The organism is Actinomadura sp. NBRC 104425 (genome assembly GCF_030269545.1).
Taxonomy (GTDB): Bacteria; Actinomycetota; Actinomycetes; order Streptosporangiales; family Streptosporangiaceae; genus Spirillospora; species Spirillospora keratinilytica.
Genome location: NZ_BSTN01000039.1, coordinates 1 through 16,721 on the forward strand (window position 1 = coordinate 1; position 16,721 = coordinate 16,721).

Here is a 16,721-nt window from a genome sequence, read left to right on the forward strand (position 1 = left end):
GCACGAGGACCTCCCGGCGGGTGGTGCGAAGTTTCGTCGACTCACACCACGCCAGGAGGTCCTCCCCATTTCAAGATCATCCAGCTGTGTCGCCGTCACCAACGTCCATGGTCAGTACAGCTAGTCGCCGTCCTCGCGGTCGCCGCGCTTGCGGTCGCGGGCCCTGCGCTTGACGTTCACCCCGCCCCAGAACGAGAACCCTCTGATGACCACCCGGGGCGCGCCGGGGGCGCCCGGGCCGCTGGCCCGCCCGTCGAAGCCGCCCATGACGCCCAGCCCCTTGACGTGCACCGTGACGTCGTCCGGGGCGATGATCTCGACGCCGCCCATCACGGCGATGGCGCGGATGCGGACCTCGCCCGAGGTGTACCGCGCGTCCCGCAGATCGATCTTGCCGCCGCCCCAGAAGGCGAAGGCGGTGAACTTCCGCGGCACGGCCCACACGCCCACCCGGTTGAACCCGCTCAGCACCCCGATCCCGGTGCGCCAGGTGGGCTCCTCGCCGGTGGCGAGCCACGCGTCGGTGCCCGGGACCGGCGGCGCCGCACCGCGGGCGGCCGGCAGGTCGCGGGTCAGCGGCTCCAGCTCGGCGTAGGTCTTGGCCGAGTACACCGCCTCCAGGCGTTCCTCCAGCTCGTCCATGCTGATCCGGCCGTCGCCGGCCGCCTCGCGCAGTACTGCGGCGACGCGGTCGCGGTCGGCGTCGGAGGCGCGCAGCTCCGGCGCGGGCGGGGGGTCGCGCCGCTCGGGGAGGTCGGTCATGTGCCGAGCTTAACCCCGGCGGCGCCGCCCTACCGGCGCTCCAGGCGGACGACGATCGACTTGGACGTGGGCGTGTTGCTCACCTCGGCGGTGCTGTCGAGCGGGACCAGCACGTTCGTCTCGGGGAAGTAGGCGGCCGCGCAGCCGCGCGCCGTCGGGTACGCCACGATGCGGAACGCGGGCGCGCGCCGCTCCACCCCGTCGCTCCACTCCGACACCAGGTCGACGGTGTCGCCGTCGGCCAGGCCGAGCGCGTCCAGGTCGGCGGGGTTGACGAACACGACGCGGCGCCCGGCCCGTATGCCGCGGTAGCGGTCGTCCAGCCCGTAGACGGTGGTGTTGTACTGGTCGTGGCTGCGGACGGTCTGCAGCAGCAGCCGCCCCTCGGGGACGCGCAGCACCTCCAGCTCGTTCACGGTGAGCGCGGCGCGGCCGGACGGCGTGGGGAAGCGGCGGCCGTCGCGCGGCGGGTGCGGCAGCGTGAACCCGCCGGGCCTGCGGATCCGGGCGTTGTAGTCCTCGAAGCCCGGCACCACCCGCGACACGTGGTCGCGGATCACGTCGTAGTCGCGTTCCATCGCCGCCCAGTCGATGCCGGTCTCCTCGCCGAGCACGGCGCGGGCCAGGCGGCACACGATCGACACCTCCGACAGCAGGTGCGGCGAGGCGGGCGCCAGGCGCCCCTGGGAGGCGTGCACCATGCCCATGGAGTCCTCCACGGACACCAGCTGCGGCCCGGACGCCTGCACGTCCCGTTCGGTGCGGCCCAGCGTCGGCAGGATCAGCGCCTGCTCCCCGGTGACGGCGTGCGAGCGGTTCAGCTTGGTGGACACGTGCGCGGTGAGCCGGCAGTTGCGCATCGCCGCCTCGGTCACCGCCGAGTCGGGGGTGGCGCGGACGAAGTTGCCGCCCATGCCGAAGAACACCTTGACCTTGCCGTCGCGCATGGCGCGGATGGCGTTGACGGTGTCCAGGCCGTGCCGGCGCGGCGGCTCGAAGGAGAACTCCGCGGCCAGCGCGTCCAGGAACTCGGGCTTGGGCTTTTCGTAGATGCCCATCGTCCGGTCGCCCTGCACGTTGGAGTGGCCCCGCACCGGGCACACGCCCGCGCCCGGCTTGCCGATGTTGCCGCGCAGCAGCAGGAAGTTGACGATCTCGCGGATGGTGGGCACGGAGTTGCGGTGCTGGGTGAGGCCCATCGCCCAGCACACCACGATGCGGTCGGCGGTCAGCACGTCGCCGAGCACCGCGGTGATCTCGGCGCGGGTCAGGCCGGTGGCCTCCAGCACGTCGTCCCAGTCCAGCGCCTTGACGTGCGCGGCGAACTCGTCGAACCCGGTGGTGTGCGCGGCGATGAACTCGCGGTCGAGCGCGTTCGGCGCGTCCGACTCCAGCAGCATGCGGTTGAGCGCCTGGAACAGGGCCAGGTCGCCGTTCAGCCGGATCTGCAGGAACCGGTCGGCCAGCGCCGTGCCGCGCCCGGCGACGCCGGACGGCCGCTGCGGGTTGCGGAACCGCATCAGCCCCGCCTCCGGCAGCGGGTTGACCGCCACGATCCGCGCGCCCGCCTTCTTGGCCTTCTCCAGCGCCGACAGCATGCGCGGGTGGTTGGTGCCGGGGTTCTGCCCCACCACGAAGATCAGATCGGCCCGGTACAGGTCCTCCAGGAGCACCGAGCCCTTGCCGACGCCGATCGTCTCGGTCAGCGCGGACCCGGACGACTCGTGGCACATGTTGCTGCAGTCGGGCAGGTTGTTGGTGCCGAACGCGCGGGCGAACAGCTGGTAGGCGAACGCGGCCTCGTTGCTGGTGCGGCCGGAGGTGTAGAAGACGGCCTCGTCGGGCGAGGACAGCGCGTTCAGCTCCCGGGCGAGCAGGGCGAACGCCTCCTCCCACGACACCGGCTCGTAGTGGTCGCAGCCCGCGCGGCGCAGCATCGGCTCGGTGAGGCGGCCCTGCTGCCCCAGCCAGTGGTCGCTGCGCTCGGCCAGTTCGGCCACGGTGTGCCGGGCGAAGAACTCGCGGGTGACGCGTCGGGCGGTGGCCTCCTCGGCGACGGCCTTGGCGCCGTTCTCGCAGAACTCGGCCACGTGCCGGTGCTCGCCCTCGGGCCAGGCGCAGCCCGGGCAGTCGAACCCCTGCTTCTGGTTGACGCGCAGCAGGGTCAGTGCGGAGCGCCGCGCGCCCATCTGCTCCCAGGAATGGCGCAGCGCGGTGGCCACGCCGGGCACGCCCGCCGCCCACGTCTTCGGCTTGGAGACCTCCAGGCCCGAGTCGTCGAAGTCGTCCACCGGCGCCTTACGCGGCATCGTCACGCCCTCCCAGTTCAGCCGACGTCCCTTCTAATGTCGCAGGTCCGGCACCCGTATGGCCAGACGCCCCCGGGCGGGACGCCGGCCTGGCCGGCGCCGCCGCCCGGGGGAGCGGTCAGCGGGCGGAGAAGTAGCGGCGCGGGTTGCCGACGAGCATCTGGTCGATCTGGGCGTCGGTGACCCCGGCCGCGCGCAGCGCGGGCAGGACGTCGTCGCTGATGTGCCGGTAGTGCCAGTTGGGCGCCAGCTTGCGCACGTTCTCCGGATCGGGGCCGAACCAGTCGATGAAGCAGCTTGCGTCGTGGCTGAGCACCATGCGGTCGGCGTAGCCGCGCTCGCACAGCGCGGCGATCGTGGCGACCCGGTCGGGGGTGGGGTTGAGGACGTCCAGCCCGAAGCGGTCCATGCCCAAGATGGCTCCGGTGTCGGCCAGGGCGGCCAGGTAGTCCAGGTCGTTGCTGTCCCCGGCGTGCCCGACGACGACCCTGGTCAGGTCCACCCCCTCCGCGCGGAGCAGGTCCAGCACGGGGCGGCCCGCCTCGCTCGGGCTGTGGGTGTGGACGGTGATCGGGGCGCCGGTCTCGCGGTGCGCGGCGGCCACGGCCCGCAGCACGCGCTCCACGCCCGGGGTGAGGCCGGGGGCGTCCACCGCGCACTTGAGGAACGCGGCCTTGACGCCGGTGTCGCCGATGCCCTCGGTCAGGTCGCGCACGAAGTCGCCGACCATCGGGTCGGGCATGTCCAGCAGCGCGCCCGGGCCGCGGTGCAGGTACGGGAACGGCACGTCGTTGTAGGTGTACAGGCCCGTGGCGACGATGATGTTCAGGCCCGGCACCTGCTCGGCGATCCGCTGGATGCGCGGCACGTAGCGGCCCAGGCCCCACACGGTGGGGTCGGCGATCGTGGTGACGCCCAGGTCGCGCAGCTCGCGCAGCCGGGCCACCGCGTCGGCGACGCGCTCCTCCTCGTCCCACCAGGCCCCGTTGGCCGCGTACTCGGCGGACACCACGAACACGTGCTCGTGCATCAGCGTCCGGCCGAGGTCGGCGACGTCCACCGGTCCGCGCACTGTCTCGACTGCCGGCATGAACTCCTCCTGCTCACATACCCGGTCGGTCCTGTAGGTGCAGGACGGCGTCGCGGACGTCGGCGAGCTCGGCGTCCCAGTCGGCCGGCGCGTCCAGCGGGACCAGGACGAACTTCGACAGGCCGGCGCCGACCAGCCGCCCGAGATGGGCCTCGGTCTGCTCCAGCGTGGGGATGACCGAGCCGAGCGGGGCCGGGCCGCGGATGGCGCGCACCCGGGCGAACCGCTCCTCGGCCGCAGGCGTCAGCGGGCCGCGCCGGTACGGGACGACCGCGCCGAAGTGCTCCTCCTCGATCTGGCGGCCCGCCTCCGCCGCGGCCCGCTGCACGGTCTTGCGGCCGCGTTCGGCGTCGGGAGGCGTGACGAACGAGGCCAGCCAGCCGTCCGCCAGGCGCCCGGCGCGGCGCAGCTCGGCGTCGGCCGCGCCGCCCATCCACACGTCGAAGCCGCCCGCGGCGGGCTTGGGCAGGATCCGCAGCCGCTCGTAGCGGTAGCGGGGGCCGTCGTGGGTGACCTCGTCCTCGGCCCAGAAGCGGCGCAGCAGCGGCAGCACCTCCTCCAGGAGCGCGGCGCGCTCCTCGCGGCGCACGCCGAACGCCTGCTGCTCGCCCGGGTGGCGGATGCCCAGGCCCACGGCGGGCAGCAGCCGCCCGCCCGACAGCCGGTCGAGGGTGGCCAGCTCCTTGGCCAGCAGCGCGGGCGGCCGCCCGGGCAGCGCCAGCACGGCGGTGCCGAGCTTGAGCCGGGTGGTGAGCGCGGCGGCGTAGGCCAGGCTGACCAGCGGATCCCCGGACGGGCCGGTGGCGCGCTCGCTGACCCACAGCGAGTCGAAGCCCTCCCGTTCCAGGCCGCACGCCAGCGCGGCCAGGGCGTCGGGTGCCAGGGCCGAGCCGAGCGGAGGCGCGAAGCCGATGCGGATGATCACCCTACCGACCGTACGGCCGGTCAGCCGGGCGAGGCAATCCTCGGCCGGGCGGCGACGGCGGCGGCCACGGCGCCCACCGCGACGACCGCGATCGTCACCGCCATCGGCACGGCGGTGTCCGGCCCCGCGATCCCGGTCAGCGGCGCGACGGCCCCGCCGATCGCGAACTGCCCGACGCCGACCAGCGCCGACGCGCTGCCCGCCACCCGGGGCGGACGGCCCGACAGCGCCAGCGCCGTGGAGTTCGGCATGACCAGGCCCTGCGCCGCGACCACCAGGAACAGCGCGGGCAGCACGGCCGCCAGGCCCGCCCCGGCGAGCACCGCCGACACCAGGGCCGCGGCGCCGACCGTCTCGACCGCCAGGCCGACGCCGAGCAGGCGCCGCAGCGCAACCCGCCCCGCCAGCCGCCCGCCGACCTGCCCGGCCGCCACGATGCCCAGCGCGTTGACGCCGAACACCACGCTGAACGCCTGCGGCGACAGGCCGAAGATGTCCTGCAGCACGAACGGCGCCCCGGAGATGTAGGCGAACAGCCCCGCGAACGACAGCGCCAGGGCCGCCGCGTACCCGGCGAACGTCCGGTCGGCCAGCAGCGACCGGAACGTGCGCAGCGTGGCGCCCAGCCCGCTGGTCGCGCGGCGCTCCGGCGGCAGCGACTCCTCCAGCCACGCCAGCGCCGCCAGCAGCAGCGCGACGCCGATGCCCGCCAGCACGGCGAACACGCCCGGCCAGGGCGTCACCCGCAGCAGCTGCCCGCCCAGCACCGGCGCCAGGATCGGCGCCAGCCCGTTGACGAGCATCAACGCCGAGAAGTACCGCGCCGCGGCGGCCCCGTCGTAGCGGTCCCGCACGACCGCGCGGGCGATGACGATGCCCGCCGAGCCCGTCATGCCCTGCACCAGCCGCAGCGCGATCAGCGTCTGCACGTTCGGCGCGGCCACGCACAGCAGGGACGCCACCGCGTACGCGGCCAGCCCGATCATCAGGGGGCGGCGGCGCCCCCACGCGTCGCTGAGCGGGCCCGCGACGGCCTGGCCGAGGGCGAGCCCGAACACGCAGGCGGTGAGGGTGAGCTGCGCCGTGGACGCGCTGGTCGACAGGTCGTCGGCCAGCTGCGGCAGCGCTGGCAGGTACATGTCGAGCGACAGCGGCGCGACGGCGGTGAGCCCGCCGAGGATGACGATCGTCCGGAGCCGTCCGGCGGTCGGCTCGCGCCGGCGCCCGGTGCCGCTGCCTCCCGCCTCGGTGGGCGGACGTGATTGCGCTCGTGCCATGGGGCTTCGCCGGGCTACCGGTTCACAGGGTGGAGACGACCTGGTCGAACGCCAGGCGCGGGTTGCGGGGGAAGAAGGCGTCGGGCGCCGGCCGGCCGATGTTGACCACGGCGATCGCCTGCTGCCCGGTGCCGGCCAGGAACTCGCGCTCGATGCCCTCGGCGTCGAACCCGGTCATGGGCCCGGCGGCCAGACCGGCCGCGCGGATGCCGACGATCAGGTAGCCGAGCTGGATGGCGGCGTTGAACCGGGCCACGTTCGGGCGGCCGGGGTTGGCGGCCATGGAGTCGCGGATGCCCGGCCGGTGCGGGAAGACGGTCGGCAGGTGCTCGTGGAAGTCGCCGTCCGCGGTGACGATCGCGGTGAGCGGCGCGGAGGCGGTCTTGGCCCGGTTGCCCTCGGCCATGTGCGGCAGCAGCCGCGCCTTGGCCTCGGAGGAGCGGACCAGCAGCAGCCGCATCGGCTGCCCGTTCATGGCGGTGGGGCCCCACTTGACCAGCTCGTAGATCGCGCGGATCTGCTCCTCGGACACCGGCTCGTCGGTGAAGGCGTTGGCGGTGCGGGCCTCGCGGAACAGCAGGTCCTGCGCCGCCTCGTCGAGGGCGAGGGCGTTGCCGGACACGATGGCGGTCATGGGTCCCCTTCTGGTGGCTTCCGACGGCGTTTCCTGCTGACCCCTAACGGGATGGCGAGGGATTATCTGCCGAGTCAGACAGTGGGGTTGGTCACACCGCCGGCCGGGCGGGGTCAGTAGGGCAGGTGGGGCAGGCGCAGGGCCGCCGCCACGACCGCCCCGGCGAGGGTGGCGACGGTCAGCACCGACAGGCCCGTCAGCAGCGCCCACCGGCCCACCTGGTAGCCGACGGGGACGCGGGCGCTGTCGCGGCCCCGCACCGGCCAGGGCGCGCGCAGCGGGGCCGTGCCCGGCACCTCCTGGGCGGTGTCGGCGGCGTCAGCCTGCGGCGCCTGCGCTCCGGCCGGCAGCCCCGCCACCCAGCTCAGCAGGTCGGCCACCTCGGCGGGCGGGGTGTCCAGGCCCGAGCCGAAGTAGCGGACCTCCCCGGCCACCTGGTCGAGCGCGCGGACGATGTTGCCCAGGCCCACGCCCTCCAGCCAGCGCCGCACCCCCTCCTCCGGGCCGCCGGCGCCCTGCCCGATCCCGGTGCGCTCGAGCAGGTCGGTCTTGGTGACGACAACGGCGACGCGCTTCTGCCGGCCCCGGTCGGGACGCGACCGCAGCTCGTTCAGCACCCGCTGCAAGGTGTCGGCGGGGTCCTCCTCCGACGAGGCGGCGGAGGCGTCCACCAGCCGCCGCTCCGCGGCGGTCAGCGACCGGCGCACCAGCGGCAGCGCGAACGGGTCGACCACGAACAGCAGCGCCTCTCCGTGGTCCAGGTAGCGCAGCGACTCCACCTCGGTGGCGCCGGTGTAGTGCTCGCCCGCCGGGTCGAACAGGTACAGGATGCGGCGCGCTCCGCCGGGCAGGTCGACGTCCACCATGGTCGCCAGGGGCAGTTCGGGGCCGGTCTTGGCGGGGCGGCCGCCGCGTCCGAACTCCCGGATGGCGGCCGCGTAGGCCTCGGCGTGGCGCCGCTCCACGAACGCTAGCCGCCCGCCCACCGCGCGCGCCCGTGCGTGCAGGGCCCGGATGCCCAGGAACATGAACGTGGTCTTGCCCGCCGCGGGGCCGCCCACGAACGGCAGGGGCTCCACGCGGACGCGTCCGATCCGCTCGGGCAGCCGCCCCCCGCAGTGGGGGCAGTACGCGGCCAGGCGGAACCGGCCCAGCGGCACCGTCGTCGGCAGCCGCGCCCCGCACCGGCACACGTGCCGGAACGCGCCCGCGCGCCCCGGGGCCAGCCGGGGATGCCGCACCCCGCAGCCGGGGCACTCGTACACCGGCAGCGCGATCTTCTCGTAGCAGGACGGGTGCGGGCAGGTCTGCAGGATGCGCCCGTACACCATGAACCCGCGTTCCACCGCCGCCAGCACCAGCACGCACGCCAGCCACCCCGTCAGGCCCACGGCGGCCACCACCGCGTACAGCACGGAGAAGACGACGCCCAGGGCGGCGGCGGGCACCGCGGCGGCCGCGATGCCCGCGCACAAAGCCAGCCACACGGGGAAGGTGAAGTACCCCCAGGGGCCGCCCAAGAGCATCCGGGTGAGCCACACGACGACGTTGCGGGCCATCACCCAGATGCGGGGGACGACCGTGCGGGCTATGGCCCACCAGTCGCGCCACACCTGCACCAGCAGGTAGTGCCGGTAGGCCACCTCCGGTTCGGTCACCGGGGACGGGCCGGCGACGCTGGAGGTCGCCAGGGCCTGGCACGCGTGCAGGTAGTACAGGCCGAGCGCGGCGCCCCCGGCGACGACCAGCGAGACCGGGAACAGGACGGGGAACACGATGACGAAGCCCAGCCACATCGCCCCGGCCCACGCGGCCAGCAGCAGCAGGATGACGACCGGATGCACGGGTCACCCGCCTCCCGCGCGTCCCTCGTCGAGCAGGTCGCGCAGCACGGCGCGCAGCTCCGGCTCGGCCGCCAGGTACGCCTCCAGCTGGCGGCCGGAGATCCACTTGGCGGCCGCCGCCCGCGCCCACGCCTCCAGCCCCGGTTCGGGCACCCCGCGCCGCCGCAGCCGCAGCACCACCTCGACCAGCTCGTTGCGCTGGGCGATCTCGGCGGCGCGCAGCGGCGACCGCCCCGTGCGGGACCGGTCGGGCAGGTCGGCCGTCCAGCGCTCGCCCAGCCGCGCCCGCACCGGGACGTCCGCCGCGGCGAGCAGCGCGGCACGGAACCGGGGCCGGTGGCCGGCCAGCCTGCGCGCCGCCGCGGTGAACGCGTCCTCGGCCAGGCGCGAGCCGCCGGGCCCGGCCAGCAGCGTGCCGAGGGCCTGCGCGACGACGCGCGGCCGGGGCGACGACACGGCCTCGGCGTACGCCTGCACCAGCGCGGCGTCGTGCGCGGCGCGGCCGTCGGGGAACGCCGCCCGCACCGCCGCCGCCAGCCGCAGCGTCGCCGTCGCGGTCAACTCCTCGCTCCCGGCGGCCGCGTCGCGGGCGGCGGCCCGCGCGAACACGCGGCACGGCAGGACGGCCAGCGGCGCGTACGCGGCGACCGCCTCGGGGTGGGCGTCGATCAGCTCCAGGCACTCCGCGGGCGTCGGCGGCGCCTCCCAGATCTCCCGCAGTGCCGCGTCGGCCGGGCCCAGCCGGACGAGCCGGCCGGTGACGGCGACGCGGCGGTCGCGGTGGCGGCGCCCGATCGACGCCAGCACCAGCGCGACGACCTGCGACGGCGCGCTCTGGAGCACGGCGGCGTGCTCGTACAGCGCGTCGCACGCCGCGTCCGTGAGCACCTTCGCCCGGGCGGTGTCGCCGGCCGCGGCCAGGCCCCGCAGCATGCCCGACAGCAGCGGCTCCAGCGCGTGCGGCGGGCACGCCCCGAGCGCCGCCGGGACGTCGGCCGCGCCGCCCCGCGCCCGGTCCGCCGCCGCCGCGCCCAGCTCGGCCGGGTCGAGCCGCGTCCCCGCGCGGGCCGCGACGGCCGCCGTCCGCGCCACCTCGGTCAGATCGGGTGCGCAGGCCAGGGCGCGCCGCACGCACCGCGCGGCCGTGTCGGCGGCGCCCGCCGCACGCGCCCGGTCGTGGACGGTCAGGGCCAACTCGAACCCCATCGCGGACACCCCGTCCGCCAGCTCGCGCCACACCCATTCGGGGACCTCGGCGCCGTGCCGCGCCAGCAGCGCCGCCGCGGCCTTCTCGTCGGCGGGCGCCGCGGCCGAGTCGCCCCGGCACAGCGCCAGCAGCCCCGCGGCCCGCTCCAGACCGCCCGGATCCAGGGCCGGGGACGAAGCGGGCGCCGCGGAGCCCAGGGGCGGGGACGAGCCGAGCAGCGCCAGCTCGCCGAGGGCGTCCAGACCCGCGAAGTCGAACTCGCGCCAGCAGCGCGCCACCGTGCGCGCGAACCGGCTCTCCCCGCCGCCCGGCGGGGCCTCCGCCGCGGGCAGGCCGGCGGGCTGCGCGAGGGACTGCTCCACGGGGAACCACTGCGGCGCGCCCTGGTGCTGGGCGGCCGCCCACACGTCCGGGGTCGTGCCCACGAGACGCTGGGCTGCGCCGTCCGGATCGGCGCTGTAGGTCACGAACGACATGCGCGCGGCCGCCGCCATGGGAAGCGAGTACGACAGCACCGCGATCCACCGCGCCGTCAGCTCGACGTCGGAGGCGACCAGCACCACCCGCCCGTGCCCCTGCGCGAGCACGGCCGTCACCGCGTCCACCAGGCGGGTCAGCAGTGCGTACGGGTCGCCCGGCGCGCCCGCCAGCCACTCCGCCAGCGCCTCGGGGGACATCGCGGGGCCGGGCGTCAGCTCCTCCAGGGCCGCCAGCTCGTGCGCCTCCGAGGGCGCGTCCGCCCACAGCGGCGCCTGCCACAGTTCGGCCGCCCGCACCCCCTCCATCTCCTCGGGGTCGGCCACCACCGCGTGCGCGAAGAAGTTGCCGAAGCGGCCCGAGTAGTCGCGCCCCAGGTAACGGCAGCGCAGCAGCAGCGGCCGCCCGCCCACCCGGTCGTACAGGAACGCCACGGGGAACCGCGCCAGCTCCCCGTCGTCGGGCGACAGCGGCGCGTCCGGCGGCGGCCGGTAGGACAGGAACGGCGCCACCTGCGCGCGCACCCCCTCCGGGACGCCCGGCGTCTCGGCCACGAACTGGAACCCCGACCGGCCGGTCGGGCCGCTGCGCGCCGACGTGTAGTGCATCTGCCAGGCCATGCGCCCTCATCCCCCCGAATCCAGGCCGGCCGGCTGCGGCCGCACGCCGTCGAGCATGCCGAACCGGTACAGCAGCCACAGCAGCGGATCCTCCGCCCGGTACGGCCGCACGCCGCCGGGACCGACCCTGCCGTCCTCCGGCATGCCGCCCAGCGCCGACACCCCGAACAGCGCGTAGTCGGAGTACTGCTGGTCCAGGTACACGTCCAGCTGCCCGGCGTGCCACTCGTGCAGCAGCGCGCGGACCTGGGCGTCCACGGCCTCCCGGTCGTCCAGGTCGAGCGCGCCCTCGCCGCTGCGGGTGCGGTGCAGCGCCGACTGCCGCAGCAGCCCCGGCCGCAACGCGTCGATCTTGGTGAGCGCCACCGCCACCGGGATCGGCAGCCGCCGCCCGGGCGGGATGCCGTGCCGCGCCCGCAGCGCGTCGGTCACCCGCGCGATGATGTTGATCGGTTCGCTGTCGGGGTCGTCGCCGGCGCCCGCCCCCGGCGGCACCGCGGTCACCGAGGCCCGCGCCCCGGGCAGCTCCAGCGGGTCCACCAGGAAGATGATGGCGTCGGCCGCCTCCAGGTACCGCAGGTGCAGGTCGGTGACGTGGCGGCTGCGCAGGTCCTCGCCCGCGGTGTCGAACAGCACCAGCGCAAGCGACTCGGTGCGCCGCCCCCCGCGCAGCCGCCCGCCGCCCAGCCGCGGGCCGCGGCCCCGGCGCGTGCGGGTGCGCGTCAGCAGGTACACCAGCGGCTCGCGCGCACTGGTGGCCGCGCTGGCGGTGGTGGGCAGCAGCCGCCGCTCCTCCAGCAGCGGCCGGGCGAAGTCGCGCTTGTACCGGTCGATGGTGCGGTCGTCGCAGGCCACCAGGGACGCGTCCAGCTCGGTGCCCACCCGGTTCATCAGCTCGTGCAGCAGCACCGCGATGTAGGTGCTCTTCCCCGCGTTCTTGGCGCCGACCAGCGCGACGATGCGCCCGGGGGAGTCGCAGTACGCCGACGGCAACGGGTTGTGGCACTCGGGGCAGACGCGGTTGCCCGTCTCCTGCCCGCAGCCCGGGCACGTGGCGCGCGTACGCCGCCCCGCCGCGGAGAACACCGGCGGCAGCGACGCACCCGCCGTGGACCCCAGGTACTCGGCGAGCGTCTCGTCCAGGACCGGATCGCACCCGGGCCGCCGCCCCGCACGCCCGCGGCAGCGGAACCGCACGTCCTGCAACGGCACGACGGCGAAGCAGTACGGGCACGTCAGGCCCTGCCGGGCGCGCGCACCCGGAATCGGGACCCGCGACGTCAGCGACACGGCCTCCTCCTGGCGGTACGGTCGGCGGGGCTAACGGTGGACGTGGAGCTGGCGGACCGGGGGGTCGGCCAACTCGATGACATCATCATCGGTGAAGCACCGCACCCAGTAGGGCCCGGGCGCCGACGGCGCCGGCACCGACACCTCGCCCGGCACCGACACCTCGGTCCACGCGCCGATCGGCTCCCCGTCGTCGCGCCGATGCGGCATCACCCGCCCGGCGCGCAGCACGAGCGTCAGCCGCCCGATCCGCATCGGCTGCGGCGCCGACAGCCGCACGGTCAGCGCGCGCCGCCACGGCGGGCCCGTCCGCTCCACCTGGTACCGCACCACCGTGCGGGCCCGCACCTGCACGCTCACCGCGGGCCCCGTGACGCGGGAGTCGCCGACCGCGCAGGAGGACGCCACCGCCACCTCCACCGGCTGGTCCTCCGGCGCCGGCACGCGCAGCCCGCCCTGCGCGTCGTAGGCGGCCCGCGTGACGATCTCGTGCACACCCGCGTCCGGGTCGCTGCGGCCCGCCGCGATCTCCTCCGGGCCGACCCGGCGCGTCACCCGCACCTCCGGCACGTCCGGCGGCCAGTCGAACCCCACGTGCACGCGCGTGCCGCGCCGCTCGGCCACCAGGCGGCGCGGCGGCGGAAGGTTGACGTGCCGGTGGTGCGCGCCGACCGCGGCCCTGCCCTCCGCGACGGTCGCCGCCAGCAGCCAGCCGCTCACCCCCGGCCGCACGGTCAGCCCGCCGCCCGGCGCCGGCACCGCCGACAGGCGGCGCCCCGCCCGCCGCACCTCCTCCGCGGGCAGCAGCGCGCTGCGCGGCCACGGCGGCGGCCCGTCCAGCAGCAGCAGCTCGACCGTCCCGAACCGCGGCGGTGTGAACCGCACCTGCAGGATCCCGGGGTCGTCCGGATCGGCCTCGACGTCCATCTCGTACACCGGTTCGGGCGGCGCGCTCGGCGTCACCGACACCCGCACCCCCGGCGTGACGACCTCGCGGCCGTGCGCGTCCAGGTACACCGCGCACAGCCGGTAGTGGTACGTCTTGCCGTTGGGCACCCGCTCGCGGAACCCGTCGCGGCCCGCCGGCACCAGGCGCCCGCCGCGCATCACCAGCACCCGCGCGGCCTCGGCCGGGCACCGCCAGCGGCCCGTCACCGCGCCGTCGGCGGGCAGCAGCTCCACCTCCGACAGCTCCGGACGCACGAACACCGGCCCCGCCACGGCGGGTTCGGCGGCGGCCTCGCCCCGCAGCGCGACCACCCCGTAGTACAGCGGCACGTTCACCGGCGGCCGCTCGTCGCACGCGCCCGCCACGACCTCGCCGTCGGAGGCGTTCAGCGGCGGACGGTCGCGGCGCCGCACCACCCGGTACGTCACCTCGCCCGCCGTGGACGGCGACGGCGGCCACGACAGCCGCACCACCGTGTCCTCCACGTCGGCGTGCAGCGACGGCACCGGCCGCGGCGCCAGCCGCCGCTGCAGCTCGGCCGCCTCCGGCAGGTCGGCGACCAGCCGCAGCGCGTCGGCCAGCAGGCGCCAGGCCCGGTCCGGGTCGGCCTCCCCGGCGGCCTCCTCGCGCAGCCGCACCGCCGCCTCCAGCCGCTGCCGCGCCTCGGCGGCGAGCAGCGCGGCCTCGTCCTGCGGCCCGTCTTCGGCGGACGCGCCGGACTCGCCGGACCCGGCGGCGCCCCCCGCGAGCTGGGCGGCGGCGTACACCTCGCCGGCGTCCAGCAGCGCCCGCAGCCGGCCCGCCAGCCCGCCGCCCGGGCCGCTCTCGCGCACCACCGCGAACACCAGCCGCCGCGCGTCCTCCGGATCGACCTGCAGGTCCTCGACCGCGAACCGCAGCAGCGCCCGCTCGGACGCGCGCTGCCGCAGCCGCTCGCGCAGCCGGTCCGCCACGTCGTACAGCACCAGCTCGTCGAGGTCGGCGCCGGACCGCAGCGCCGCCGCGACCGTGTCGGCGTGCACGGTGCTGGAGTCGCGGCCGCGGCGCGCCCACCGCGCCGCCACCGCCGCCACGGCCTCCTCGTCCAGCCGCAGCGCGCCGCCCCGCGACGCCGGCGCCGAGAACCCGCCCAGCACTCGCATCGGACCGGCCAGGTTCCCGCCGAACACGAAGTCGGCAAGATGGCGGCGGCCCAGCACGTCCAGCGACTCGCGCACCTTGCGGTACGCCGCGTACGGCGCCGCGGCCGGCAGCGGGTCGGGCTCGCGGACCTCGATGCGGTCGTCGCGGGCCTGCCCGGCCAGCTCGTCGCGCGGCACCCCGCAGGTGCGGGCGATGCTCTCCAGCTCGGCGGGCGTCACCATGCGCGGCGCGCCCGCCGCGTCGGCCAGCCGGGCCCGCGCCTGCGACCGGCGCCGCCGGGCGCGCTCGCGCCCGCCGCGCAGCCGCTCGGTCAGCGGCCGCAGGTCGCCGCGCTCGGCCGCCGCGAACACCGGGGCCAGCTCGCGGTGCTCGGCCTCCAGCCGGTCGATCAGCCGGCGGTACTTCAGCTGGCCGCGCGACCGCCGCCAGCACTGCCGCACCAGCCTGACCTGCGCCGCCACCGCCTCCGGGTCCAGCCGGTCGGGCAGCGCGTAGCGCAGCCGCAGGTCCTCCGGCGGCTGGTCGCCGGCCGCGCGGGCGGGCTCCAGCACCTCCCGCTGGTAGTCCTCGTCGAAGCCCACCGAGGGCGTCTCCCCCTCCCGGGCGTCAGCTCACCTGCACCCGCGACAGGGCGCGGCGGGACTTTTCGACCTCCTCCTCGGACATGCCGCCCACGTCGATCTTCAACTCCAGCGTGTCCCCCGTCTCCTTCTCCACCGCCGTCACGTTGAGCAGGCCGGAGGAGTCCAGCGCGAACGTCACCTCCACCGGCCAGCCCGCCTTCTTGCCCGGCGGGATGCGCACCTCGCCGGTGGCGATCTCGTTGTTGTCGGCGACCTCGGCCGACTCCACGCTGCCCGCCTGCTCCATCACCCGGATGTCGGCGGCGGTCTGGTCGTCGTGGACGGTGAAGAAATCCTCGGTCTTGGCCGCGGGCAGCTCGTCGTTGGCGTGCACCAGGTGCGCCACGTGCTCGGCGCCGGTCTCGCGGTCCACCACCACGATGCCGAACGCGTGCGAGGCGACCGTCTTGATCTGCCGGCCGGCGATCTGCCGCCGCTGCTCGGTGGTCAGACCCGCGCGGTTGGCCATCTCCTCGGCGCGGTCGGCCGCGCCCTCGGCGACCAGCCGCCGGTAGGTCTCCTCGAACGCGTACAGCGCGGCGCCCTTGGCCACCGCCAGGTCGGGGTCCTGCAGCCGGGGCGTCAGGCCCAGCTCGGTCTCCAGCCGCGCCGCCACGACCGGCATCTTGGTCGAGCCGCCCACCAGCACCAGGTCGTCGTAGTCGCGCACGCCCTTCTCGGCGGCGGTGGCCAGCGTCCGCCCGGTGATCTCGATGGTGCGGTCGAGCAGGTCCTTGGTCAGCTCCTCCAGCTTCTCCCGGGTCACCTCGATCGCGGCGACCCGCCCGTCGTGCATCACCCGGACGGTGTGGGAGGTGCGGGTGCTCAGCGCCTTCTTGGCGTCCTCGGCGTCGCGGCGCAGCTGCTGCTCGGTCTGCCGGTCGTCCAGCGGGTCGCCGGCGTCCGGGTGCTCGGCGCGGAACCGCTCGGCCAGGTACTCCACCAGCCGGGCGTCCCAGTCGGCGCCGCCGAGCTCGTGGTCGCCGTCGGTGCACACCACCTCGATGTGCCCGCCGCGCAGCGCGATCACGGTGGTGTCGAACGTGCCGCCGCCCAGGTCGTACACCAGGATGGTGCGGTCGGTGTCGGGGTTGAGCACCCCGTAGGTGACGGCCGCGGCGATCGGCTCGGACACGATGTCGATGACGTTCAGTCCGGCGATCCGCCCGGCCTTGCGGGTGGCGTCGCGCTCGGCCGCGCCGAAGTAGGCGGGCACCGTGATCACCACGTCGCGCGCCTCCTCGCCGGTGCTGGTGCGCGCGTCGGTGGCCAGCTTGAGCAGGATGAACGCGCTCAGCTCCTCGGGGGTGTAGTCGAACCCGTGGATGGTGCGCGTCACGTCGCGGCCCATGTCCCGCTTGATCAGGCTGACCACGTTCTCCGGTTCGAGCACCGCGGTGTCCTTGGCGGTGGCGCCGACGATCACGTTGTCGCCGCTCTCGAAGTACACCACCGACGGCGTGGTGTCGGTGCCCTCCAGGTTGCGCAGGACCGTGGGTCGCCCCACGTCGTCGATGCAGGCGATGCAGGAGTAGGTGGTTCCCAGGTCGATCCCGTAGACGGCCATGTCC

General features: G+C 75.8%; 11 protein-coding genes. All 11 read right to left on the reverse strand.

Features of this window, described 5'->3' with window-relative positions:
* Nucleotides 1-120: 120 nt before the first annotated feature.
* On the reverse strand, nt 121-762 hold the full coding sequence (locus tag QSK22_RS31420; protein WP_285498109.1) for a DUF1707 SHOCT-like domain-containing protein: 642 nt from the start codon (nt 760-762) through the stop codon (nt 121-123).
* 29 nt (nt 763-791) lie between these two features.
* The gene (locus tag QSK22_RS31425; RefSeq protein WP_285498136.1) at nt 792-3,071 is read right to left on the reverse strand and encodes an FdhF/YdeP family oxidoreductase; all 2,280 of its coding nucleotides are present in this window, start codon (nt 3,069-3,071) and stop codon (nt 792-794) included.
* Between the two features lie 118 nt (nt 3,072-3,189).
* A complete protein-coding gene (locus QSK22_RS31430; RefSeq protein ID WP_285498110.1) occupies nt 3,190-4,161 on the reverse strand; it encodes a phosphotriesterase family protein in 972 nt (323 codons plus the stop codon).
* A gap of 13 nt (nt 4,162-4,174) precedes the next feature.
* Nucleotides 4,175-5,086 carry an LLM class flavin-dependent oxidoreductase gene (locus QSK22_RS31435; RefSeq protein ID WP_285498111.1) on the reverse strand — a complete coding sequence of 304 codons (912 nt, stop codon included), beginning with the start codon at nt 5,084-5,086 and terminating at the stop codon, nt 4,175-4,177.
* Between the two features lie 20 nt (nt 5,087-5,106).
* Entirely contained in the window at nt 5,107-6,363 is a 1,257-nt protein-coding gene (locus tag QSK22_RS31440; protein WP_285498112.1) for a multidrug effflux MFS transporter, read from the reverse strand.
* Between the two features lie 22 nt (nt 6,364-6,385).
* Nucleotides 6,386-6,997, reverse strand: coding sequence for a malonic semialdehyde reductase (locus tag QSK22_RS31445; protein WP_285498113.1), 612 nt, complete (start codon nt 6,995-6,997; stop codon nt 6,386-6,388).
* A 113-nt stretch (nt 6,998-7,110) separates the two neighbouring features.
* Nucleotides 7,111-8,841 (reverse strand): TRAFAC clade GTPase domain-containing protein, encoded by a 1,731-nt coding sequence (locus QSK22_RS31450; RefSeq protein ID WP_285498114.1) that lies wholly within the window; start codon nt 8,839-8,841, stop codon nt 7,111-7,113.
* 3 nt (nt 8,842-8,844) lie between these two features.
* Nucleotides 8,845-11,145, reverse strand: coding sequence for a GAP1-N2 domain-containing protein (locus tag QSK22_RS31455; RefSeq protein ID WP_285498115.1), 2,301 nt, complete (start codon nt 11,143-11,145; stop codon nt 8,845-8,847).
* A 6-nt stretch (nt 11,146-11,151) separates the two neighbouring features.
* Nucleotides 11,152-12,435: a GTPase gene (locus QSK22_RS31460; protein WP_285498116.1), complete on the reverse strand. Its 1,284-nt coding sequence runs from the start codon at nt 12,433-12,435 to the stop codon at nt 11,152-11,154.
* Between the two features lie 30 nt (nt 12,436-12,465).
* Complete coding sequence (locus QSK22_RS31465; protein ID WP_285498117.1) at nt 12,466-15,108, reverse strand: SaeA-related protein; 2,643 nt, start codon at nt 15,106-15,108, stop codon at nt 12,466-12,468.
* 25 nt (nt 15,109-15,133) lie between these two features.
* Nucleotides 15,134-16,717: an Hsp70 family protein gene (locus QSK22_RS31470; RefSeq protein ID WP_285498118.1), complete on the reverse strand. Its 1,584-nt coding sequence runs from the start codon at nt 16,715-16,717 to the stop codon at nt 15,134-15,136.
* Between the last annotated feature and the right edge of the window lie 4 nt (nt 16,718-16,721).